Here is a 22,475-nt window from a genome sequence, read left to right on the forward strand (position 1 = left end):
CTGCGGGTCCACCTCCGACAATGAGAACATTTCGACGCGAGGCAGAACACTGTGGTGGCTGTTGCTGAATGTTGGTGGTAAAACGGCTCATGCGACCTCCATCTGTCACAATACTTTTTGAATGTCTGCTTCCGAATGAACTAACACCTTGAAGTTTGACGGCTAACATCCCTATTTGGGTCGAGATTGCTGCTTTGTTGTAGACATCATTGAACACACTGTAATTCTTATGACCTGGAAAACTGTCTTTTTGTTTATCTTTAGTGCAACACTGCTAATACTGTTGAGCGGTTGGTTGATTGGAGCCAATATCCTGCCTATTCAATCACAACCCAACTACAGTCAGGCAGAAAAGAACTTTGTACGAGTTTGGATTCAGATTGCGATCGCAGTTGGACTTCTCCTCCCCAGCTTTGCTTTTGCTACTGGGTGGCGTTCCCCAGAAAGACGAACCGTTTTTGGATTTTACCTTTTAGTACTGGTGGTTCAAATTTTAACCGAGCAGATTTGTAGTCAATTTTTCTCTCGCAGTCTACTTGTGATTATCGGAACGCTTTATACAGTGTTTCGGCTCTGGCAACTCTGGCAAGGTCGCCAAGTGCTAGAAATGGGCGCTCAAAGGAGCAGCAAGCGTATCGTTCACAGTCTACTCTGGCTACTCCTTTTGTTTTGGACGCTCAACTTGATCTTTCTCTTCGTCGTTGGCTGGTCGAACATTTTATCATTCTAGCAAAGGAGAAATCGTGTCGAAGTTGGTCGCTGTCAATTTCTATGGTCTACTAAAGAGAACTGCGACTAGCGCAAGGCGCAACTCCGAAGGAACCGCAAGTTTCGCTCGAACATTCGCGTCACCTGAATTGAGCAATTCTTAGACCCGTTGGGAAATAGCAAGAAAAATCGCTGGAACGCTTACTCAGAGCAGGATTCAAGAATTTCTGGCGAGAATCACTGAAACGCCCACTTGGACTGAGTTTCGAGGGTTTTTTGTCCTGTTACCCAACAAGTCTCTTGCATAACCAACGCATTGCCAAACCCACTAGATGAATAGGCAAGTAGCGGTGTACTTTGTGACAAACATTTCTAGTTGTTGAACATCCATCTGCCCACTCCCAGACTTCACAACTTAAACGATCGAATCGCCTAATTGCGATCGAACAACTCGTTCTAAGGAGCTACCGATGCTTCAGCATCTATTTTCGTTTCAAGACCGCTATCGCATTCTCCACCTTACCTGGCTTGCTTTTTTTCTCTCATTCTTAGTTTGGTTTGACTTTGCGCCGTTTGCTACCACAATTCAGCGCGAACTCTCGCTCACCGCGCCACAATTGAAAGTCCTAGCCATTTGCAACTTAGCCTTAACGATTCCCGCTCGGATTGGAATTGGCATGGTACTCGATCGCTATGGCCCTCGATTCACCTTTTCAGGATTGCTGATCTTTGCGATCGTGCCTTGTCTACTGACTGCGACTGCTCGCGATTTTAACCAACTCGTTTGGGCGAGTCTAGTAAATAGCATTCTCGGAGCCGGATTCGTGGCTGGTGTTCGCATGGTTGCCGAGTGGTTTCCGCCAAAAGAAATTGGTTTAGCGCAAGGCATTTACGGCGGTTGGGGAAACTTTGGTGCGGCGGCGGCTGTATTTGGGTTACCTGTTTTAGCGATCGTCAGTGCTTACATAACTGGAGGAACGCTTAACTGGCGCATGGCGATCGTGTTGGTTGGGATCATCACTGCGATCTATGGCGGAATTTACTTTCGCTGCACTCAAGACACGCCTCCTGGCGAAGTTTACCAGCGTCCCAAGCGACATGGCGGATTAGAAGTCACGAGCCAGCGAAGTTTTTGGGCAATGACATTGTTGGATTTGGGCTTACTGGTTTCGCTAGGGCTGCTGACTTACCCACTGGCTCAAAGCAATGTTCATTTCTTGACGATTGTACAAGTCGAGCTAATCTGGATTTTGTTAGGGCTGCTGTACATCGTTCAATTTTACAAAGCTTGGCAAGTCAATCGCGAGGTTGTGGGATCGCTCAATCCTTTGAGTGCAAACTTTCTACGATCGACTCAGCCCTATCCGCCTGAACAACGCTATCAGGTGCGGCAGATTGCGCTTTTGAACTTGACTTACTTCACTAACTTTGGCTCTCAAATTGCGGTTTTATCAGTTCTACCAACCTGGTTTGAACACACCTTTGGGTTAAATGCCGTCGTTGCCAGCATGGTCGCTACCGCTTATCCAGTGCTAAATTTAGTCTCTCGTCCAAGTGGTGGATTGATTAGCGATCGTTCTGGCAGTCGCAAATGGACGATGACGGGCGTAACGATCGGCATTGGCATTGGATATCTACTGATGGGCAGACTCGATGCTCGCTCAAATCTTATGGCTGCGATCACGATCACCATGTTCTGTGCTTATTTTGTGCAAGCTGGCGCAGGTGCAACCTTTGGCATTGTGCCACTGATTCGCAAGTCTGTCACCGGGCAAATTGCGGGTAGTGTAGGCGCTTATGGCAATGTCGGAGGAGTGATTTATTTGCTGATCTATAGCCTGAGCAATGCTCAAACCTTGTTTTACAGCATGGGTGTAATCGCTTTGATTTGTGCCAGCTTGTGCGCGTTTTTTCTACAAGAACCTCAGCGTTCTGTTGCGCCATCGGTTGAAGCGCTTGCCCCTTTATCTAAAAATTCCTAATTCTGATGGAACTTCGTGATTCACTTCAGTTCACCAAACGGGAACAGCTTGAATTGGCAGAATCGCTGCCGACTCTGTTGCTCGAAGCGATCGACTATCTACGATTGCTGCATCAAGAGCGATCGCTGCCAGAATCACAGTTGCAAGAACGACTTGCAGAGATATACGCAGATTATCGGCGATCGCGCACGTACTGGCAGACCGAAGCAGAATTGAACTATGGTGCAAAAGTCGCTTGGCGCAATAGTTCACGCTGCATTGGGCGCATTTTTTGGCAAGCTCTCAATGTGCGAGATTTGCGGCATCTCACAACTGCAACAGAAATCTTTGAGGCGATCGTTGAACACCTTCAACTCTCCACAAACGGCGGTAATATTCAATCCACAATCAGTGTTTTTGCGCCCAGCCAACCGGAGCAAGCAGGCATTCGCATTTGGAATTCGCAGTTAATTCGCTATGCTGGCTATCGCAACGCCGATGGCACGATCGTAGGTGATCCGGCTCAAATCGAACTGACCGAAATTTGTCGGCATTTGGGTTGGCAGGGACAAGGGACTCGCTTTGATATTCTGCCGTTGATTATTCAGATGCCGGGACAAAACCCGCAGTGGTTTGAATTACCCAAAGCAGCGGTTATGGAAGTTCCCATCCTGCATCCTGACTATGACTGGTTTGCAGAACTCGAACTGAAATGGCACGCGCTTCCAGCAGTATCGGATTGGCGCTTGGAAATTGGCGGCATCTCCTATCCCTGTGCTCCCTTCAGCGGTTGGTATATGAGCGCTGAAATCGCGGCGCGTAACTTTGGCGATGTACAGCGGTACAATCTTTTGCCCGTGATCGCAGAGCGATTGGGAATAAATACGCGATCAAAGCTCTCACTGTGGAAAGATCGAGCATTACTGGAATTGAATCGTGCAGTTTTGCATTCGTTTAGCATCTCTGGGGTGTCGATCGTCGATCACCATACGGCATCGGCTCAGTTTATGCAACACTGTCAGAGAGAAGCAGAGGCGGATCGGATTGTGCCTGCGGATTGGGGCAGAATTGTGCCGCCGATGTCTGCGTCTAGCTTAGAAGTCTTCCATCAAGACATGAACGATGTTTGCCTCAAACCGAACTTCTTTCCACAGGCTGCGCCTTGGACAGTTCAGACTTCGAGCCAGCAACATCAATGTCCTTTTTCGCATTGATGGGTATAGAAATTTATCTTTTGTGCAGCGATTCCCAGCAATTCCAAATTCAAAAACTACGAGGAATCAGCCGTTTGAGCAGGCGGGGAGTCAGAGAGCATGAAATCAAGCAGATGCTGCCAACTTTCAAACCAGCAGTACTTGGTCAGTGCGAGGATATCTTGAAAGAATCCTTGCGTGTCCCTCGCTTCTGACGAATCTGCTAATAGGAATTGTCTACGAAATGTCAAACCGTGTGAAAGAGAAACGCCAAGAGATTGAGGGTGAGCAACCACGAGGCTAAGTGGTGCTGCCCATGCCCAGAGGTATGTTCGATATGATAGCTCTTGGTCTTACAGATCAGTAAACCAAACACGAGCAAAAGCAACGGAGCCATGATGAATTCGAGGCATAAAGATTTAATATTGCAGGGTTACGCGGCGTTCAATCGACAGGATGCCAACGAATTGCTCACTCTCCTAAGCGACGATGTTGATTGGACAGGAGATGATGTCAGGCTGCACGGCAAAGATGCAGTCCGAGCGTACTGGCTCAAAAAGTGGGCGAAAACTCGCCCGCACGATGAACCCGTCGCAATCAGTGATCTCTCAGAAGAGAGAAGCGCGGTTCGCATTGACCAAGTTGTCTATGCGCTAGACGGTTCCGTTATCTCAAGAGGCATATTTGAGATGACGTTCCAGATCAAGGATAAGCTTATAGTGAGGATGGATCTTAAAAGACTGTGATGAGGCAGCAAAGTTGTTGCCACCATTCTCCAGATGCTGATCTATGGGTGTCCATGATGTCTGAGGGAAGCGATCGAATGTCATTAGAGGAGGTGTGCAGTACACACATCAAGTCGGCTTTCCCAGGGCTGCATCGTTCCCTCCTGGATATCGTTGGCGCAATGAATCGTCCCGAACTTGATCAAGCAATGCTTGAGATGGCAGGGTTGAGCCTCGAAACAGCCCTATTCACGCCTCTTGTGCTGATTGCCAAGTTGGGCCCGATCGGCGTGGTGAACCTTGCGGGGCGCGTGGGGCGTGACTACACGACCCTTAGTCGGCAAGTTGCACGGCTAGAAGAACTCGGTTTGGTAAGCCGTCAGATTAACTCTGCGGATCGACGAATTCGGGAAGCGGTGATCACGCGGAAGGGCAAGATTGCGACAGATGCCATAGATGAAGCGCGCGAACGAATCGCTTTGACGCTATTCCAGGGTTGGTCTCGCGATGATTTCGACCAACTCGTCCGGTTGCTGCGAATGCTTGCCGACGGGTTTAACAAGACCCCTGGGGGCAACGTGTAGTCGAGGCGCAAGGTTTGAAATGATGAATTTTGGAACTTGCCAGAGGCATCTCTCAAAATATGTGTATAATACACTTACCTCACTCAAAGGAGAATCATGAATACACAAACATTGATGGCTCAGGCTTACTCTGCGTTTAATTGGCAAGACATTGATAGCACGTTCTGATGAGTGAGAACGTCAGTTGACCAAAGGCTTCGGAAGGCGGTCGAGTCGTCGGAAAACAAGACATCCGTGCTTACTGGACGCATCAGTGGGCTGAGTTCGATCCTTACGTGGAAGTGCTTCAGGTTAACGATCGTGAGTCCGGCAAAGTCGATGTCAAGGGTCATCAGCTTGTTATACCAAATCAACCAACAAATGATACTCATAAAAAATCAGTTAATTAACCGATTTCTATCTCTCAGATTTGAAAAAACCCCATCAGGGAAGCCGTTTCAAAGTCCCCCAAAATGGGGGATTTAGGGGGCGAGGATCTGTATCAGTAACTAGTGAATTTGGTATTAGGCTGCTTTCTTATTTCAATGACATTTGTATTGAATGGTAAACAATCATGAGTTCAAATCAGCAGTTTCTGCAAAATTTATACGAAGCCTTCAACAAAGGCGATCTGGAAACCATCATCTCGGTGATGCACCCGGATGTGAAATGGGCGAACGGGGTGGAAGGCGGTTTCGTTTATGGACGCGACGCAGTGCGCGAATACTGGACGAATCAATATAAGGTGATTCAAGTGCAGCTTGAAACCTTAAAATTCGAGACGGATGAACACAATCGAAATGTTGTTACCGTTCATCAGGTCGTCAGAGATTTGCAAGGCAATTTGCTCGTGGATACAACAATTGAGCAAATCTTCACCATCGAGAATGGTTTGATTAGTCTTTATGAAATTGGCGAAACCGAAACCATCCAAGAGAAGATTCAAAAGACGAAAACTCCTAATGAGTAATTGGGAAGGCAGTTACATTCTTAAGCTCGACTTTATCCATTAAGCCGCATAGCAAAACCATTCTACGCTCTGCTGAGGTGTAGCACTCAGGTTGGTGCAAAGAAACGCTATCGCCCAATCCCGGCAGATTACTTTGACTGACTTCTAGATTGCCTTGAATTGAACCGAGACTGGAGGATTGATTGTTTTCGATCGCACCCCGAAATGCAGGTGCTTCTCTCAGATCGACTCGTAAGATATTGCGTAGCGTGCTGCCTGCGACTAACTCGGCATTCACTTGCTCAATTAGTGGGTCGAGTTGTAAGTAAGGCTTCTTCTAAACGACGTTGGTTTAAGGGTGTTGTAGTAGCGCGTTGGAGCCGCGTTGCCTTCGGCTCTCGCAAGCGCGATATCTGCGGTATTGAATCCATTGAATCTAGGGACAGTTTCGGCTCAGGATCAGCTTCCCGCTTGGAAGCCAGTAAACGCCTTGAGATTCGACAATCGGATCGCCTTTTCGCCAGGGACGATTGGAACTGGTGGGTTTGCCATCCACCGGTAGTGTTTCGACATCGACGATCGGAAAGCTCGACGCTTGAGCCTCCCCAGGACGCTGTGGCAAGCCCCCGCTTCCGGTGATGGTGAAGCTCCCTTGAGTCGCTTGATTCCGACGGACAATGCAGCTAGTTGCTAAGAGGGTGTCTGTATTGATTTGAGTGTCGGGAAGTTCAGTCAGGCTGTTTTGGATGAAGCTGACATCAGGGATAGTGATGATTCCACTCACAGCACCCGTTGCATTGACATCAACTTGATGATTGTTATCGAGCGTATTGAGATTTGTTCCAGCAGGAGCAGGACGATAATTCTCACCGAAAAAGGCGGGCGTATTGAGCGTAATATTTCCACCTCTGCCACTGCGAGCGAAGGCGAGAATGTCGCTGTCATTGAATGCGACGATTGAGTTCGCAGTGAGCGTGATATCTCCGCCGTTATCTGCACCAGAGGCGACATCAGAGCGAATATCAGAGTTGCGAAACAGTTGAATCGTTCCAGCATTGATGGTAATCGTCCCGCCAGCAGAACGACTAGAGCGCGTCTCGATCGTGCCATTAATAGCTTGTAGCCCAATGCGGGCTGTAATATCGACATTACCAGCCCTTCCATTGCCAGAGCTAGAACTAGAAATCACCGCTCCGTCTCGCACAACTAAGCGCCCCGTGTCAACCTTTAAGGTTCCGGCATCCCCGATACCTCCACCACTTATAGCTCCATCACTTCTAGCTTCCAAGATACTGCCATCTCCATAAAAGGCTGATCGACCGCTCACTTCGACGGATTCAGAAGCGTTAATCTGCAAGTTGCCACCCTTGCCTGTGAATAAAGTACTAGCTGATACTCTTGCCCCATCACGCACAACCAAGCGCCCCGTATTAATCCTCAAATCTCCTGCGTCTCCAATGAAACCCTCAGTAGACAAGCGACTGAAGCTAGACGTTGACTCTCCAACAACCTCGACGGATTCAGAAGCGTTAATCTGCAAGTTGCCACCCTTGCCCTCACCGTTAGCACTTGTAACGATCAGTGAGCCATCACGCACAATCAAACGCTTTGTATTGATCCTTATGTCTCCCGCATCTGCGGCAAATACAGTCGCAGATAATAAGAGGGCATTCGGATCGGTGACAGAAGATTCGCCCACTTCGATCAACTCAGAAGCACTAATCTGCAAGTTACCTCCTTTTCCTGTACCGCGAGCAATCGCGTAAGTAAGCGTTGATATCTGTCCTCCTCCGCTCATCAGCAAGCGCTCTGTGTCGATCGTGATGGTTCCTCCGGTTCCCGTTCCAAAAAAGCTCACCTCAGATGCCAGAAACGATCCCTCTCTCAGGGTTGTTTCTGATGTGCGTATCCGCATTTCCCCACCATTCTGTGCGCCCAATGTGTCGGATCGAATCTTGGAGCCTTGTGTCATATCTAACCGCGCTCCTCGAATTTGAATATCCCCACTGCCTTCGCCGCTAGCATCGATGAATGCTTCGTTGGAGAGCGCGATCGTACCAAAATTTTGTATCGCATCATACCCAAGTAGAAAGCGAGAATTGCTTTGTGTTAAGCTCATACTCCCTGCACCAGCGACACTCCCAAGCTCAATTTGCCCTCCAGCGGTGGTTAGTCGTCCTCCGTCTAGTTGAACATCTCCCCCGATCAGCGCTAGGGTGCGATTCGGTCGTACCTGAAGTCCGGGAGCCTGATCCAGTGAGTTTGGCTGATTAAATGAGCTTTGAGATCGAGATCGATTGACGATCGGTTGAGCCGCAACCGCATTAAACCAAAATGCCGAGGGACTGACACTCAGTAAGTTACTCTCAGTCGGTTGTGAGGCACTAAATAATCCCGCATCGCCTAATCGAACTGCATTGGCGGTGGTGGCTAGAAACGATCCCCTGACATCCAGGCTCGAATCTGCTCCAAAGACAATGCCGTTGGGATTAATCAAGAACAGGTTCGCATCACCTAGCACGCCTAATCGTCCTAAAATTTCAGAGCGATTTGCCCCCGTTACACGCGAAAGGATGTTTTGAATTCCGATTGGATTGGCAAAGTAAGCGCCGCGTCCTGATTCAATATTGAATTGTGAGAAACTGTGAAATAAGTTGCCCCCTCGAATTGCACCGCCTTCAATACGAATGCCTTCGGCAACAGCGGAGCTACCGCTAATCACTCCCCGAATATTCACATCAGGCGCAACCGTAGAACTTTCGCTCCCCAGCGTGTTATCTGGCACAATTTGCGCCAAGCTACTTTGACTGATTCCAACGAGCAGTGTCCCGACGAATGCAATCCGTCTTCCAATTTTCCACTGCCAGCATTGACTAAACCAGCTTTTGATGACCATAGAATCGCCTCCCCAACTCGTTATGAAAATGAGTGACTAGAATCTGCGCATCGCATCTTAAAGACAGTTTCGGCTCAACACGAGTTTGCCGTTTGGCAGTCGATAAACGCCTTGAGGTTCAACGATCGCGTCTCCTTTTTGCCAAACTCGATAGGAAGTCGGTTCGCGCTCAGGCAGAGTTTCGATCTCAACCGTTGGAAAACTGGATGCCTGTGCCTCTCTAGGGCGTTGCGGTAAACCGCCTGTTCCCGTGATCGTGAAGCTGCCTTGTGTGGGTTGATTGCGACGCACAATGCAGCTAGTTGCTAGCAAGGTGTCCGTATTGATTTGAGTATCGGGAAGTTCAGTCAGACTATTTTGGATAAAGCTGACATCGGGGATGGTGATAATTCCACTGACCACCCCCGTTGCGTTGATATCGACTCGATCGTTGTTATTGAGAGTCAGAAGATTCGTGCCAGGAGGCGCAGGACGATAGTTCTCGCTGAAAAAGGCTCTCGTGTCGAGGGTGATATTTCCACCTCTGCCATCCTGAGAAAAAGCCAGGATATCACTATCCCCGAACGCGAGGATGGAGCCAGCTTTCAGAACAATATTGCCCCCGTTTTCTACACCAGAGTTGACATTGGTCGTAATATCACTGTTATCGAATAGGCGAACTTTACCAGCCCGAACATTGATAGCACCGCCCCTAGATTGAGTCGAATCAGTTCTAATCCTGCCATTATTAGCTTGGAGAGTATCGCGAGTGATGATGTCGATATCGCCTGCTGTGCCTGTTCCGGTGCTGCGGCTGGAGATGTTTGCTCGATCGCGCACCAGCAAGCGCGCGGCGTTGATCGTCAAATTTCCGGCATTTCCACTGCTTGCACTCTCAGCTAACAAGCCACTGATTCTCTGACTATCGCCTGGGCGACCGATTAGCTCGACTGACTCAGCCTTAATCTCCAAGTTGCCGCCCTTACCTGCGCCGAAAGTCCCGACAGATACCCGCGCCCCATCGCGCACAATTAAGCGCCCGGTGTTAATTCTCAAGTTTCCTGCTTCCCCAATCCCGTCACTCTGAGCGAGTAAGCTACTGCTAAATCGTTCATCGGCTGAACGTCCGATCACCTCAACTGAGTCAGTCGCATTAATCTGCAAGTTGCCACCTTTGCCTGCACCTCTAGTCCCAACGGATACCTGTGCCCCACCTTGTAGGATCAAGCGCCCAGTGTTAATCGTCAAATCTCCTGCATCTCCATTTCCACGGGCTTCACTTTGAGCAAACAAGCCACTGACCGTCTGACGACTGGCGGTAGCGCCACTCAATTCGATCAACTCAGTCGCATTAATCTGCAAGCGTCCGCCCTTGCCTCCACGGAAAGTACTAACAGAGACCTGCGATCCATCGCGCACACTCAAACGCCTTGTGCTGATCGTCGCATCTTGTGCATCTCCACTGCCAAGACTCTGAGCATTCAAGCGACTGCCACCGAGGATCTCGATGGACTCAGCCGCTGTAATTTGCAAACGCCCCCCCTTGCCTGCACCTCCAGTTCCGAGCACGATCAACGCTCCATCGCGCATCAGCAGTCGCCCGGTATCAATTCTCAAATCCCCAGCATTGCCACTCCCAGCAGTTTGAATCAGCAAACCAGTGCTCTTCTGACTAATGGGAGGGTCAATCAATTCGATCACATCCGCAGTAATCTCAAGGCTGCCGCTATTGCCATCAGCAGAAGTGCTGACTGATATTTGTCCACCATCTTGCAGGCTCAAGCGCCCGGTGTCGATTGTTAAATTTCCTCCGGTTCCGGTGGCAGTCACATCAGCGCTAATCACTGAATCTCCACTCAGAAACGTTTCTGCTGTACGGATCAGTAGCGCTCCGCCATTTTGTGTTCCGAAGGTATCAGCCCAAATATTCGAGCCTTGTGCCACGTCTAATCGTGCCCCGCGAATCTGAATATCACCGCCGCCTGCTCCACTGGCATCCACAAACGCTCTATTAAATAGCCCAATGTTGCCAAAATTACTTATCGAGTCATAGCCCAGCACAAAGCCGTTCCTACTCTGAGTCAAACTGACTTGCCCCACTCTCGCCACACTGCCAAGCTCAATGCGTCCTTGTGCTGCGGTCAGTCGTCCTCCCTCTAGCAGCACTTCCCCTCCCACCAGCGCTAAAGTCCGACCCGTTTGTACCTGGAGTCCTGGGTCAAGACCTGCTGAATTCGGCTGATCCATCAGGCTAGGCGCTTGAGATCGATTCACGATCGGTTGAGCCGCAACTGCATTAAACCAAAACGCCGAGGGACTGATGCTGAGTAAGTTACTTTCAGACGGTTGTGAGGCGCTAAATAGCCCCGAATCGCCTAATCGAACTGCATTTGCGGTGGTGGCTAAAAACGATCCCCTGACATCTAGGCTGGAATTCTGTCCAAAAATAATGCCGTTGGGATTGATCAAGAACAGATTCGCATCGCCCAACACGCCCAACCGTCCTAAAATTTCAGACCGATTTGACCCCGTGACACGAGAGAGGATGTTTTGAATTCCGGCTGGATTTGCGAAATAAGCACCGCGTCCCGATCCAATATTGAATTGTGAAAAACTGTGAAATAAATTTGCGCCTCGAATCGCGCCACCCTCAATACGATCGCTAATCACTCCCCGAATATTCACATCAGGCGCAACCGTAGAACTTTCGCTCCCCAGCGTGTTATCTGGCACAATTTGCGCCAAGCTACTTTGACTGATTCCAACGAGCAGTGTCCCGACGAATGCAATCCGTCTTCCAATTTTCCACTGCCAGCATTGACTAAACCAGCTTTTGATCAGCATAGAATCACCTCCCCAACTCCTTGTGAAAATGTGACTAGTACGATATCGTGTGACTAGTAAACGAAGGAATCATCATGCAAAAAATGTTTCTAATCCCTCTAGCAGTCTTGCTTTCGATCGGGGTAGTTGCACCTGCAAAAGCTAATATTTTCAACCGTGTGGGAGATACGGTAGAGAACACCGTGGATGCTAAGACGAAGATAGTCGATAGATGCGACGGATGCAACAGTGGGGATATCGATCAATCTTCCACCTGGTGGTGGTGGTGGTAATCAGCAAGTTGTTGCTCTTGCCCATACCGTAAGTAGTAGCTGATACCCCTGCTCCATCCTGTACCAACAACCGCCCCGTTTCAATTCTTACGTCTCCTCCCGTTCCCGTTCCTATCACATCAGCATTCAGCGCCGACCCCCCACCTAGAACAACCTCTGATGTGCGTACCAATACCTACCTGTTTGCCATTTTCTGCCCCCAAGGTGTCAGCCCGGATATTCGAGCTTTGCATCATCTCTAACTGCGCCCCGCGAATCTGAACGCTACCGCCCCCTAATCCACTCGCATCTACAAACGCTCCGTTTGATAGCTTGATGTTGCCAAAATTATTAATTGCGTCATACCCCAGAATAAGACTGTTTTCGCTTTGACTTAGACTCACTTGACCTACTCCTGCCACACTGCCAAGCTCAATCTTCCCCCCGGCTGCGGTCAGGTTCCCTCCTTCTAGCAGCACATCTCCACCTACTAGCGCTAGAGTTCGACCACCTGACACCTGTAGTCCTGGAGAACCGCCATTTGAATTAAGCTGATTAATCAAGCTCGGTGCTTGCGATCGATTCACGATCGGTGAAGCTGCAACGGCGTTAAACCAGAATGCGGAGGGACTAACGCTGAGTAAATTACTTGTGGTCGGTTGCGACGCACTAAATAATCCAGTATCTCCCAGTCGCACGGCATTCGCGGTAGTGGCTAAAAACGATCCCCTGACATCCAGGCTAGAATCCGCTCCAGAAATAATGCCGTTGGGATTGATCAAGAACAGATTCGCATCGCCCAACACGCCTAACCGTCCTAAAATTTCAGACCGATTTGCCCCGGTGACACGAGAGAGAATATTTTGAATTCCGGCTGGATTTGCGAAATAAGCACCGCGTCCCGATTCGATATTAAATTGTGAAAAACTGTGAAATAAATTGGCACCTCGGATCGCACCGCCCTCAATGCGAATGCCTTCGGCAACAGCGGAGCTACCGCTGATCACTCCCTGGATATTGATATCAGGCGCAGCCGTAGAACTTTCGCTCCCCAGTGTATTATCTGGCACAATCTGAGCCAAACTGCTTTGACAGAATCCAAGCAACAGGGTTCCTACTAGAATTGCCTGTTGTCCAGCAGCCCAGCCCTGACTGAACTTCCATCGAGTGCTCATAAAGACATTTCTCCAGCCATCACAGTTTGTTACTATGCTGGTTAAGAATTTACCATAGCTAACTCTGATAAGCCGACATTGCCTTTCCTCTATTCGCCGCTTCCTGCTATTTCTCGCAGGTTTTACCGTTTGCTTATGGCTGGATTATGTCGCGATTAGCGCAGAGCGCAACTCCGCAGGAACCGCTCAACCTGCCGATCTCCTTCAGCAGGGCATTGAGCCGTATCGGGTGGGAGATATACCAGGGTCGATCGTGGCTTGGCAAACGGCTTTAGCAACCTACCAAAAGGCGAACAATTAAGTAGAAAAGGCGAATGTTCGGGCGAAGCTTGCGATCAATCTGGAGAAGTCGCAGCTTTAGAAAGTTTGGGCGAAGCCTATCGCTTCATTTGCTGAAGATGGTCGATGAGGCTCATGACATAAGAAGACGGAAACAACTCTCCCATTGCCGTTTTTCTTTTATGGATAGATTAGCCCTGGATCTCTGGAGAGTACTATCCACTTTCGTAGAACTCAAACTAGCAGAGAACTTCAGCACTGAAATTCTCTGCTAAATGGCACTCTATTTAAGCTATGGGTTTCAAAGACAAACGATTAAGCAGGCTGGCAATTAATAAGAAAACTTGCTTCGCGCGCGGCACAAAATGCTCTTTAAAAAGCCCTCAATAAATGTTTAGAACAGGTTCGCATCCAAACAATAGTAGGGGTCAAGACATCTCTAGATTGCCTGTAGTCTTTTACTGTCGAGGTTCTACACGCTGCCCGTTGAAGGTGAATGTCCCTGATATCGGGGCATCTTCTGTAAGCGGATTTGCGGTTAGAGCAAACGTTCTTCCTGTGGTTGCTCCTTGAATTGTTCCGGCTTTTGGATCAAACGTTGCACGGGTATCAGCTCTGGTAATTGAGCCAGGTGATGTCGCTGTTGGGTAATTGAAGTTGAGTACTGTGGAAATCGTCTCTCTGTCTGAGGTACACTTCCAACTGCCCTGTTGATCGCCAAAGGGTTGGGAAATGGGGGGAGCACCAGTACCTTGAATTGAGGCAGTGGTAAAAATGTTGCCATCTTGAGTCAACGTGATTACCCCGCGAAACGAACCCAAATTGCCAACATTTGCCGTATATAGATACGTGCCAGTCGCCGCTCTTTGACAATTTGCTCTAGATTGAGCTGAGGCTTTGTGTACATTCACACTCATTGCAACAGTCAGTGCCAATGAGATACAAATCATTAACGTAGCAAAGGCATTACGAATTCGCATTTCAAAACATCCAATTACAATTACTAAAAAACACGCTTGCAAGCATATCAAGTGGAAGTGGTTAGAGGATTCGGGACTTCTTCGGGCGAAGGACTGCAGTGGTTCGGAAGCTTTACACCTACACATGAGCCTGCAAAACCACCCGCCAGTGCAGCATCAGGTTTGATAAAAGGAGCAGCCAAAAGCATAAAAGACAAAACAGTAATACTTTTCAGAGGGGTCTTTAAGTTTCTCAACATGGTGGAATACCTTTGTCTGTGGATATGAACGAAGGAACTGTTGGTTCGATCTATGTTATTAGTGGGTAGCTAGAACAGCAACTTATGCAAAAATCATTCAGGAATAAAAGATTGTTTGAGCAATGATAGACTGTTGCAAAGACATCCCCCGAAGCCAGATTTTCGAGATCCTTATTTTTTCCCAATCCATTCAACCGATCGCTCAAGCTCCATGCCATGGAGGGGAAGGATGATGAATTCAGCAATCTATTCATTCAAGGACAACTGAGCCTTCTTGATATTAGATTGAGCCAGTACTGCATCCTCTACATGCTTCACGCCTTCTGCTAGAAAGTTAGTGACAGCACGATCGCTCTCGGCACGATCGACATCAGTAGGGGGTGCAAACACAATCGTCAGGGAAATGCGATCGCCCAAGGTTGAAACTCCCACGACTCGTTCTGGAGCGTTGCCGGACAAAACAGCGGGGGCATAAAGTGCTTCAATCCGAATCTTGTCGTACTGTTGTGGGATCTTAATTAGACCCAGATTTGTCACCACCAGTTGAAACGTAAGTTGCTTCAGTATCTCAGCGAACGCAGTGGTGTCCGGTAGGTTTGCCATTGTTGCTTGCCGAGTTTGGGAATTCTCGACCAGTTGTTCAGCAATATCGGTCTGCAAAAGCTGGGATTTGACCGATCGCGCCACATCCCAAAATGCAGCATTTGGCTCAAGGGAATGAGTCGTCATACAACTATTGACGTAAAGCCCAACCGCGTCGGGCATCGACAAGGAGAGGTGCGATCGCACATTCACTGGATGCACACATTGCACTGGATCACTGGATCGAAAGGGTTGTTGCGTCAAGGCAAGCAAGAACGCTGCACTAATTGCGGCGTGTACGGTTGTCTGCTCGACTCGACTGCGCTCAATCAGTTGCTGCGTTAGTTCGGCAGAGAGCATCGCACTGCAAACATGGGGTTGGGGACGACGAGAAATAGCGGTTGAATAATGAACAGCCTCACCCGTAACTTCTGGAGCAGGTGCAAGCTGAGGAAACGCTTCTTCCAACGACAATGATGTAGACAAGTCAAACGGCTCAAAAGTTTTGCCTTCTAGTGCTTGCACAATATCTCGCAGCAGGTAAATGCTGGACGTTGCATCTGCGATCGAGTGATGACAGACAATGATGAGTTCAGAGCTGTTTCCCGCTTGGAGTAGCACCATTCGCAGCAGCGGAGCAATCTGCCAATCAAGGGAATGAGTCATCTCCAGTTCGAGTTCTCGTTGCCAGTGCTGATCATCGGTTCTTGCAACCCACCGCACCAGAATTTCGCCATCAGTTTCGACAAACTTCGGTCGTCCGATCTCATCCGTGGCGATGCAGACTCGAAGCATCGGATGGCGGTGCTGAACCTGCTGAAGTGCGATCGCGAGTTGGTTTGGACTAAACTGCCCCTGGAGTTTCGCGACGATCGCAAACTGCAAGGGATGGGTCTGATCCCAGAGCCAAAACCAATGTTCAAACGCACCTAAATACCGTTCCATGAAAGACTCCTAATAAAAGACGGCGAGGCTAGTTGATGTTCCCACTGTTCAATAGGTGGGTGCTTCCATGTAGGATTTATGCAGGCATTGCGTAAATTTCTATCTTTTCAAGGATTCGGAACTGATTCAGGAGAATTGTTTGAACTTGCGGTTTCTTCGGAGTTGTGCAGAGCGCTAAACGCGGGCATTGCATAACTGATCTACCGCAACACCCACTAGAGCAGTAACACATGCACTCTTTAGCACGAAGAAAATCTACAATGTCAACAGAACAAGACCTTTCCAGAAATTTACAAGCGTTACTGATCGTAGCTTTGAGGACGATCTCACCAGGATAGTTGCCGAGCGCAATCTTGCGGGTTTGCGGCAGTTTCTATCAGCAATGAACTATCAAGATTGAGGGCTTACATCAGCATCACCTCCAGTTTTTCTACTGCTTAAACGGGCAGTTCAATCGCACCTAATCGCAGTCGAACTAGCCCACAAATGGCGCTTGTTCACCTCTGAATAATTATCTTTTCTCAATCGCACAACCTCTTTGGCAGCCCGGAAGATTTTGAGATGCCGTATCAGATGTTCATTCGATGGTGAGCGGTAAAAATTCCGTTCTACTATCTTTTTCTGCTTAATTTAATTTTTGAATACGTCTATTGAGAGTAGATCATTGGTGGACGTGGATTTTTTAGATCTGATCATTGACGCAGAGTTAATTAGCTGGATAGATGCTGTTAACCCATTGTTTATGTAGTGCATAACTGATTGCTAAACGAACCCACTGAATCAAGTAGAGAAAAATTGATTCAGGAGATAAATGAAATCATCCTTAGCACCACTGTCTACACCGACTGCTCAATCCGCAAATTTGATTGATTTACAAGAAGGTTGGTCATTCAAGATTGATGATTATGCGATCGAACACCAAGGAAACGCCGTTATTGATATCGAGGTCAGCTATGACTATGTGAATGGAATCGGTGTCCCCGATCCACTGGAGTATCCTGATTTTGTCCCCATCAACAACTTCATCCAGAACTTCCTCGTTAACTATCCTAATGAAACGGATTTCTGGGAAATTCTCAACAAGAATCTCGTGACATCTCTGCTCACACAACCGATTCCAACGCCCTATGGAGTGGAGTATAAACTCAATGAGCTAGTGGATTCGTTGACCGTTAGGATTGATGTTGAGTCAGGATCAGCAGGGATTAATATTCCTCGTTCTAGTATCGTGACAGGCTCTCCTAAGACGGAGGTGTACGATGACGGGATGGGTTTATGTCCTAGAAATCGGAGTAATTTGGCTCAGTCGTCCACAGGAGATCCTTACGACCCACTTCTCCAGTCTTCTCAAGCAACATTGGAGCCTATTACTGTAAATGGCTCAATGGGTTTATCGAGTGCTCGATTCTTGCAGGAACAAGGCAGCAGAGGTTCGTTTGGCTATGGGTATAACCGAGGTAACGTCCTCGATACAAACGTCAGTCGGTTCAGCCAAACTCAGCCTGTTTCGGCATTTGCTGATCTGTAAATTACTGCGGAAATAGCACTCCAGATAGCATGGCGCGAACTCACTCTGATTCGCGCCAAATTCTCAAAAAATGCGATCGTCACCTAAGGACTCAATTCTATGAAAAATAAACGAATGAAGTGGTTCCAAAGCCTGTCTAATTCTGGTCGAACTTTGAACGGGTTGAAAGGAGTTGCGGTAGCTTTTCTCTTGTTGACAGTCATGACCATTTTTATGGCATCAGCACAATTGCCTGCACAATTGCCTGCACAACTCTCTAAACCGAACCCTCAAACAAAAACTCAACCTAAGCTGCGAGAAGGATGGGCATTTACGATCGAGAACTACCCGATCGAACATCAAGGAAAAGCCATTGCCGATATTAAGGTCAGCTATGACTACGTTGATGGGATTGGCGTTCCCGATCCGAGCAAATATCCTGACTTTGTGCCGATTAGTAACTTTATCAAGAACTTTATTGTCAACTATCCCAATGAAAAGGACTTCTGGGAAATCCTCAACAAAAATCTCGTCACGGCTCTACTCACACAACCGATTCCGACTCCCTATGGGGTGCAGTATAAGCTCAATGAACTGCTGAATTCAATCACCATTCGGCTCGATGTCCAGTCCGGAGCCGCAGACGTTAAGATGTCCCGCTCTAGCATCGTGACAGGCTTCTCCAGAGATCTCAAATGATGCGGGTTCTTCTATTGACTCTCTTTTGGCAATGTAGTGTTTCTTCAGGTCTGATAAAGGGTGTTTTAGCAATTGAGCATTCCCTTCATCAACCTTAGTTACGCTTAAGTACTCTGAGCGATCGAGCGAACGATGATTTCATTAACACGCTGCGTCCAGCATCTGGCTTTGCTCCTGCAATGCCTCTAATCCAACTCGAATTGAAGAACTGATTCTGGTTGCCTAGAGATTCAGCAGGCTTATGAATTGGCGTTTCTCGGTCTTTTAGCGATCTGCCTGATCGCGCAGCTATCACCATTTGGATTACAGCAGAAATTGCACCATTGCTCACCTTACTATTTCGACAATATGGCAGCGATGAATGCAGAGGAATGGTTGGAATTCTTGCTGAAGCTGATTCGTGCAGAAAATCTAACGTAAAACCCCTGTTGTATTGAGGCGAAGGTCGCCCGAACAAGTTCCGAGGTTGTCTCATAGGCTGTCTGTTATACCTGACTAGGTAGAGGCATCTATGCTCTGAGATCACTAGTTCTTGTTGCGACAGATCTATTAACCGGAAGAAGCATAGTAATGGAAAGAGAGTTAGGTGCCTTTGAACATTTATATTGGCTCTATAACCAGTTTCATCCGCTGGATTTTGCCACCGTTGCCAAATTGGAGGGACAATTCAGCGTCAATCAACTTAGGGTAGCGCTCAGGCAAGTTCAGCAGCGTCACCCGTTGCTTCGAGTTCGCATCGAAACCGACACAATGGGATATCCCAAATTTGTTGAAGCCGATGCCGAAGTTCCGATTCGACAGGTTGCGAGAACTGATGATCAGCAGTGGCAACAAGAAGTCGCAGGCGAACTATCTCACTCACTAGATTGGCAGACTGCACCTCTAATCCGGGTTGTGCTGCTGCAATCGGAGACTGAATCAGACTTAATCTTGGTTTGCCATCATACGATCGCGGATGGACTGTCGGCTATCTATCTGATGCGAGATATTATTCAAGGGATGGAGGGCAAACGATTTGAACGATCAGACCTATCTGCGGCAGTCTCGCTCGAATCCGCGCTTCCGGGTAGCGAACCCTACCCAGACAGAATCCCGAAGCCGACGGATTATGTTCCACCCCAGTCTCGTTGTTCTCGCCCCCACATTCGCCCCGTTGTCCTCTCGACTGACCTCACCCAGCAACTAATTGAGCGCAGTCGAACCGAACAGACAACAGTTCATGGTGCGATCAGTGCTGCATTTTTGCTTGCACTCGCCCCGCAAGTTGCCAATCCAATTCGATGTCTCCATCCAGTGAATGTGCGATTCGCTCTGCGAAGCTCCGAAGGATCGCGGTTATCTTTACCGATGCCCGATGGCGTTAGGCTTTACTTCTGCTTTTGTGTGACCTCTCATTCCCTTCAGACAGGTTCTGAGTTTTGGGAGATTGCGCGATCGCTCAAGTCTCAACTTTCTCAAATCGACATTGCCCAGCAACTGACCAAGGAACGCAAACTTCGACAGCCTACGATATCGCATCTTACCGATGCCGCTGCTTTTATGGCAGAGATGCAATCGCAATATCCCTCTCATCTAACAGTCAGCAATCTGGGTCGCGTTGATATCGCTCAACAGTACGGCAATATTCGGATTGCAGCGCTCTATGCTCCGGTTGCCATGCCCGGTATGGACGAAGGGTTGACCCTTGGTGTCGCAACCTTGGGCGATCCTTCGGAACTTGGCGGAGCCAATCGTCTCGCCCTCACGCTGGTCTCTATCTCTCGAAGGGATGGAAGCGAGCGTGCGGCGACTGCCTTGTTATCCAAAGGCGTGAAGCATTTAGAACAGGCAGTGGAATAGCCTCGAATTATTCAGCTTGCAATCAAGTCCCCTGCAAAATTCCTGCATAATCACATTCCAAATGCACCCACTTAATCCTTACCAACCATAGTTTCCAGCTTTCGTTCAATACTACTAAACCTAATTACGGAGACTCTATCATGACAGTCGAAATCTTTACGGATGGTGAAGTTCAACCAATTGAGTCACCAACTGCCGGGGCAACCTCCGTTGGGAGAGCGAGTTCGTAAGGCTGGCTACAACTGGAGTGGAGTTGCAGAAAATATTGCCAAGGGACAGCAAACTCCTGAGCAGGTGATGTCTTCTTGGATGAATTCTCCTGGACATCGAGCAAACCTCCTCGCTCCTCAATATCAGCATCTTGGCGTTGGTTATGCCAATCGGTTCTGGACTCAGGTTTTTGGTCGCCCCGCATAGTTAATTGTCATCACTTTTGAAAGTAGGAAGAATTTCAAATGATCATCCACATTGCGAATGGCGATCCTGTAATTGCGATCGCTCTAATGTCCCTCAGTACCTTCAAAACCACGGCTCTCGTTGCATCATTCCAGAGGATTTCGCTATCTTTTAGCACTGAAGAAGCGGCTCAAGAATTTGTTGAAGAGGCTAAGTCTCTGGGCTGTTCTTACTCAGAACTTGAATCAACCAATGTTGCGATTATGCCTGACTTTGGGGGTAGTGACCATGCTGCTAAAGCGCTTTTCCGCGCAGTCAGCGCTTACAAAGATAGCTTGATCGCTGTAAGCGAATTTAAGGTAAGCCCTGCCACCGAAGAGGATGAGAACCTACTGAAAGAAGTTGAGCAGTACCTTCAGCAGTATTTTGGTTCAGATGCAGTGACTACAGCCGCTCTAGCCAAATGACAATTTCAGTCGATCGAAAAAGACATGCAAAATTCCTGCATGATCACATTCCAAACGCACCCACTTAATCCTTGCCAACCATAGTTTCATCGGAAACAAGGAGAAAGACCAAAATGGCTTACAAATTCATTACTTACTTCAGCAACTGGGCACAGTACCGCAAAGAAGGGAAATTCTTACCTGAGCAAATTGATCCCTCGCTATTTACACACATTAACTTTGCCTTTGGGATGCTCGGCTTTGTCAGTTGGAGCATCGATCCAGCACCAGAGCGAACCGGAGAACAACGCTATACCGGAGACTACACCGTTCAGCCCGTGGAGTGGAACGACGAAAAAGTGCTGTATCCAGCGTTGCAGGCTTTGAAGCAGAAAAACCCTAGTCTCAAAACGCTACTTTCAATTGGTGGCTGGAGTTTTAACACTTGCGATGATACGCCTGAGTCAGCCGGAACCGAATATCCCTACGGGCCCTATACCTGCCAACTATTCAGCAAAATGGCAGCCGATGCGGGTGGCAGGACGCAGTTTATTAAATCTGCGATTGACTATGCCAAAAAGCACGGCTTTGACGGGATTGACCTCGACTGGGAATATCCCGGCGACTCTAAACGAGGGGGTCAAGATGCCGATTATGACAATTACCTAAAACTGCTGCAAGAGTTCCGTCAAACTGCTGGGCAAGGTTTTCTGATCACGATCGCTTCTTCTGCGGTACCCAAAGGCAGCAAAACGGGCGATTCATTCTTTCAATGGATGCGAGAGTGCGGTGAATATTTAGATTGGTTCAACGTCATGTCCTATGACTATCATGGGGCTTTTGACGATCCCAACACAGTAGGAACAGGAGCCAACGCTCCCCTCCTGGAGGATTCCGTACCCGATGGTATTTTTGACATCAAAGATACAGTGGAGTCTTACCTGAAGGCGGATATTCCCTCAGAAAAGATTGTGCTGGGGTTGCCTACCTACGGACGGAGTTATGTTGTTGAAAACCCTGCTGATGGCTTCGGACAACCCTTTAGTGGACCGGGACCCGCAGGACCAGCAACACTCACCCCTGGTATCCTCTCTTACTTTGAAATCCTTGAGAAAATTGATAGTGGCGAACTCGACGTACTGAGGTGGGACGAACCTACTTTAACTCCCTACGCCTACAGCACTAAGACTGGACTCTGGGTGACTTATGACGATGAGAAATCACTCGGTTATAAAGTCAGTTATTTGATTGAAAAAGAGTTGGGAGGTGCAATGGTCTGGGCAGTCGATTTAGACAAGTTTTAACGATCGTTCTGCTGC

General features: G+C 48.3%; 20 protein-coding genes. 12 read left to right on the plus strand and 8 right to left on the minus strand.

From position 1 onward, the window contains the following. Positions 1 to 229 precede the first annotated feature (229 nt). The 3 genes from ACJ2PR_RS25570 to ACJ2PR_RS25580 all read left to right on the plus strand — a co-directional run bounded on the left by ACJ2PR_RS25570 (position 230) and on the right by ACJ2PR_RS25580 (position 3,883). Positions 230 to 730, plus strand: coding sequence for a hypothetical protein (locus ACJ2PR_RS25570; protein WP_446879062.1), 501 nt, complete (start codon positions 230 to 232; stop codon positions 728 to 730). Between the two features lie 448 nt (positions 731 to 1,178). Next, on the plus strand, positions 1,179 to 2,690 hold the full coding sequence (locus tag ACJ2PR_RS25575; RefSeq protein WP_446879063.1) for a NarK family nitrate/nitrite MFS transporter: 1,512 nt from the start codon (positions 1,179 to 1,181) through the stop codon (positions 2,688 to 2,690). A 5-nt stretch (positions 2,691 to 2,695) separates the two neighbouring features. Further along, positions 2,696 to 3,883, plus strand: a complete 1,188-nt coding sequence (locus ACJ2PR_RS25580; protein WP_446879064.1) for a nitric oxide synthase oxygenase — start codon at positions 2,696 to 2,698, stop codon at positions 3,881 to 3,883. Positions 3,884 to 4,109: 226 nt separating this feature from the next. Here ACJ2PR_RS25580 and ACJ2PR_RS25585 read toward each other — a convergent pair whose 3' ends face one another. Beyond that, the gene (locus tag ACJ2PR_RS25585; RefSeq protein WP_446879088.1) at positions 4,110 to 4,259 is read right to left on the minus strand and encodes a hypothetical protein; all 150 of its coding nucleotides are present in this window, start codon (positions 4,257 to 4,259) and stop codon (positions 4,110 to 4,112) included. On the opposite strand from ACJ2PR_RS25585, the gene ACJ2PR_RS25590 reads away from it, so the two are divergent. The 3 genes from ACJ2PR_RS25590 (at position 4,258) to ACJ2PR_RS25600 (ending at position 6,120) form a co-directional block, all read left to right on the plus strand. Further along, entirely contained in the window at positions 4,258 to 4,608 is a 351-nt protein-coding gene (locus ACJ2PR_RS25590) for a nuclear transport factor 2 family protein (protein ID WP_446879065.1), read from the plus strand. The two genes, ACJ2PR_RS25585 and ACJ2PR_RS25590, sit on opposite strands and share 2 nt — an antisense overlap. Then, the gene (locus ACJ2PR_RS25595) at positions 4,608 to 5,171 is read left to right on the plus strand and encodes a MarR family winged helix-turn-helix transcriptional regulator (RefSeq protein ID WP_446879066.1); all 564 of its coding nucleotides are present in this window, start codon (positions 4,608 to 4,610) and stop codon (positions 5,169 to 5,171) included. The genes ACJ2PR_RS25590 and ACJ2PR_RS25595 overlap by 1 nt, the downstream gene beginning before the upstream one ends. A 553-nt stretch (positions 5,172 to 5,724) precedes the next feature. Further along, on the plus strand, positions 5,725 to 6,120 hold the full coding sequence (locus ACJ2PR_RS25600) for a nuclear transport factor 2 family protein (RefSeq protein ID WP_446879067.1): 396 nt from the start codon (positions 5,725 to 5,727) through the stop codon (positions 6,118 to 6,120). On the opposite strand, the gene ACJ2PR_RS25605 is transcribed toward ACJ2PR_RS25600, so the two are convergent. The 6 genes from ACJ2PR_RS25605 to ACJ2PR_RS25630 form a co-directional block, all read right to left on the minus strand. Continuing rightward, on the minus strand, positions 6,110 to 6,397 hold the full coding sequence (locus tag ACJ2PR_RS25605) for a hypothetical protein (RefSeq protein WP_446879068.1): 288 nt from the start codon (positions 6,395 to 6,397) through the stop codon (positions 6,110 to 6,112). The two genes, ACJ2PR_RS25600 and ACJ2PR_RS25605, sit on opposite strands and share 11 nt — an antisense overlap. Before the next feature lie 138 nt (positions 6,398 to 6,535). Next, entirely contained in the window at positions 6,536 to 8,995 is a 2,460-nt protein-coding gene (locus ACJ2PR_RS25610) for a two-partner secretion domain-containing protein (protein WP_446879069.1), read from the minus strand. A 57-nt stretch (positions 8,996 to 9,052) separates the two neighbouring features. After that, positions 9,053 to 11,818 (minus strand): two-partner secretion domain-containing protein, encoded by a 2,766-nt coding sequence (locus ACJ2PR_RS25615; RefSeq protein ID WP_446879070.1) that lies wholly within the window; start codon positions 11,816 to 11,818, stop codon positions 9,053 to 9,055. Between the two features lie 391 nt (positions 11,819 to 12,209). Then, the gene (locus ACJ2PR_RS25620) at positions 12,210 to 13,244 is read right to left on the minus strand and encodes a filamentous hemagglutinin N-terminal domain-containing protein (protein ID WP_446879071.1); all 1,035 of its coding nucleotides are present in this window, start codon (positions 13,242 to 13,244) and stop codon (positions 12,210 to 12,212) included. A 737-nt stretch (positions 13,245 to 13,981) separates the two neighbouring features. Beyond that, positions 13,982 to 14,503: a hypothetical protein gene (locus ACJ2PR_RS25625; protein ID WP_446862202.1), complete on the minus strand. Its 522-nt coding sequence runs from the start codon at positions 14,501 to 14,503 to the stop codon at positions 13,982 to 13,984. A 485-nt stretch (positions 14,504 to 14,988) separates the two neighbouring features. Further along, on the minus strand, positions 14,989 to 16,269 hold the full coding sequence (locus tag ACJ2PR_RS25630; protein ID WP_446879072.1) for a phthiocerol/phthiodiolone dimycocerosyl transferase family protein: 1,281 nt from the start codon (positions 16,267 to 16,269) through the stop codon (positions 14,989 to 14,991). 811 nt (positions 16,270 to 17,080) lie between these two features. Here ACJ2PR_RS25630 and ACJ2PR_RS25635 point away from each other — a divergent pair. Both ACJ2PR_RS25635 and ACJ2PR_RS25640 read left to right on the plus strand, forming a co-directional pair. Beyond that, the gene (locus ACJ2PR_RS25635; RefSeq protein ID WP_446879073.1) at positions 17,081 to 17,797 is read left to right on the plus strand and encodes a hypothetical protein; all 717 of its coding nucleotides are present in this window, start codon (positions 17,081 to 17,083) and stop codon (positions 17,795 to 17,797) included. A gap of 99 nt (positions 17,798 to 17,896) precedes the next feature. After that, the gene (locus ACJ2PR_RS25640) at positions 17,897 to 18,475 is read left to right on the plus strand and encodes a hypothetical protein (protein ID WP_446879074.1); all 579 of its coding nucleotides are present in this window, start codon (positions 17,897 to 17,899) and stop codon (positions 18,473 to 18,475) included. A 94-nt stretch (positions 18,476 to 18,569) separates the two neighbouring features. Here the strand turns inward: ACJ2PR_RS25640 and ACJ2PR_RS25645 are convergent, their stop codons facing one another. Further along, positions 18,570 to 18,806: a hypothetical protein gene (locus ACJ2PR_RS25645; RefSeq protein WP_446879075.1), complete on the minus strand. Its 237-nt coding sequence runs from the start codon at positions 18,804 to 18,806 to the stop codon at positions 18,570 to 18,572. A 239-nt stretch (positions 18,807 to 19,045) separates the two neighbouring features. On the opposite strand from ACJ2PR_RS25645, the gene ACJ2PR_RS25650 reads away from it, so the two are divergent. The 4 genes from ACJ2PR_RS25650 to ACJ2PR_RS25665 all read left to right on the plus strand — a co-directional run bounded on the left by ACJ2PR_RS25650 (position 19,046) and on the right by ACJ2PR_RS25665 (position 22,460). Continuing rightward, entirely contained in the window at positions 19,046 to 20,314 is a 1,269-nt protein-coding gene (locus tag ACJ2PR_RS25650; protein ID WP_446879076.1) for a condensation domain-containing protein, read from the plus strand. A gap of 162 nt (positions 20,315 to 20,476) precedes the next feature. Further along, entirely contained in the window at positions 20,477 to 20,731 is a 255-nt protein-coding gene (locus tag ACJ2PR_RS25655) for a CAP domain-containing protein (protein ID WP_446879077.1), read from the plus strand. A 38-nt stretch (positions 20,732 to 20,769) separates the two neighbouring features. Further along, positions 20,770 to 21,177 (plus strand): hypothetical protein, encoded by a 408-nt coding sequence (locus ACJ2PR_RS25660; protein WP_446879078.1) that lies wholly within the window; start codon positions 20,770 to 20,772, stop codon positions 21,175 to 21,177. A gap of 113 nt (positions 21,178 to 21,290) precedes the next feature. Beyond that, entirely contained in the window at positions 21,291 to 22,460 is a 1,170-nt protein-coding gene (locus tag ACJ2PR_RS25665; protein WP_446879079.1) for a glycosyl hydrolase family 18 protein, read from the plus strand. Positions 22,461 to 22,475: the final 15 nt, after the last annotated feature.

Source organism: Phormidesmis sp. 146-33 (genome assembly GCF_052939515.1).

Excerpts from the sequence above, each read along its gene's own strand:
- ACJ2PR_RS25665 (WP_446879079.1), top strand. The coding sequence starts at position 21,291 with ATGGCTTACAAATTCATTACTTACTTCAGCAACTGGGCACAGTACCGC.
- ACJ2PR_RS25660 (WP_446879078.1), top strand. The coding sequence starts at position 20,770 with ATGATCATCCACATTGCGAATGGCGATCCTGTAATTGCGATCGCTCTA.
- ACJ2PR_RS25655 (WP_446879077.1), top strand. The coding sequence starts at position 20,477 with ATGGTGAAGTTCAACCAATTGAGTCACCAACTGCCGGGGCAACCTCCG.
- ACJ2PR_RS25620 (WP_446879071.1), bottom strand. The coding sequence starts at position 13,244 with ATGAGCACTCGATGGAAGTTCAGTCAGGGCTGGGCTGCTGGACAACAG.
- ACJ2PR_RS25615 (WP_446879070.1), bottom strand. The coding sequence starts at position 11,818 with ATGCTGATCAAAAGCTGGTTTAGTCAATGCTGGCAGTGGAAAATTGGA.
- ACJ2PR_RS25595 (WP_446879066.1), top strand. The coding sequence starts at position 4,608 with ATGAGGCAGCAAAGTTGTTGCCACCATTCTCCAGATGCTGATCTATGG.
- ACJ2PR_RS25600 (WP_446879067.1), top strand. The coding sequence starts at position 5,725 with ATGAGTTCAAATCAGCAGTTTCTGCAAAATTTATACGAAGCCTTCAAC.
- ACJ2PR_RS25590 (WP_446879065.1), top strand. The coding sequence starts at position 4,258 with ATGATGAATTCGAGGCATAAAGATTTAATATTGCAGGGTTACGCGGCG.
- ACJ2PR_RS25640 (WP_446879074.1), top strand. The coding sequence starts at position 17,897 with ATGAAAAATAAACGAATGAAGTGGTTCCAAAGCCTGTCTAATTCTGGT.
- ACJ2PR_RS25635 (WP_446879073.1), top strand. The coding sequence starts at position 17,081 with ATGAAATCATCCTTAGCACCACTGTCTACACCGACTGCTCAATCCGCA.
- ACJ2PR_RS25625 (WP_446862202.1), bottom strand. The coding sequence starts at position 14,503 with ATGCGAATTCGTAATGCCTTTGCTACGTTAATGATTTGTATCTCATTG.
- ACJ2PR_RS25580 (WP_446879064.1), top strand. The coding sequence starts at position 2,696 with ATGGAACTTCGTGATTCACTTCAGTTCACCAAACGGGAACAGCTTGAA.
- ACJ2PR_RS25610 (WP_446879069.1), bottom strand. The coding sequence starts at position 8,995 with ATGGTCATCAAAAGCTGGTTTAGTCAATGCTGGCAGTGGAAAATTGGA.
- ACJ2PR_RS25585 (WP_446879088.1), bottom strand. The coding sequence starts at position 4,259 with ATGGCTCCGTTGCTTTTGCTCGTGTTTGGTTTACTGATCTGTAAGACC.
- ACJ2PR_RS25630 (WP_446879072.1), bottom strand. The coding sequence starts at position 16,269 with ATGGAACGGTATTTAGGTGCGTTTGAACATTGGTTTTGGCTCTGGGAT.
- ACJ2PR_RS25650 (WP_446879076.1), top strand. The coding sequence starts at position 19,046 with ATGGAAAGAGAGTTAGGTGCCTTTGAACATTTATATTGGCTCTATAAC.
- ACJ2PR_RS25575 (WP_446879063.1), top strand. The coding sequence starts at position 1,179 with ATGCTTCAGCATCTATTTTCGTTTCAAGACCGCTATCGCATTCTCCAC.
- ACJ2PR_RS25570 (WP_446879062.1), top strand. The coding sequence starts at position 230 with ATGACCTGGAAAACTGTCTTTTTGTTTATCTTTAGTGCAACACTGCTA.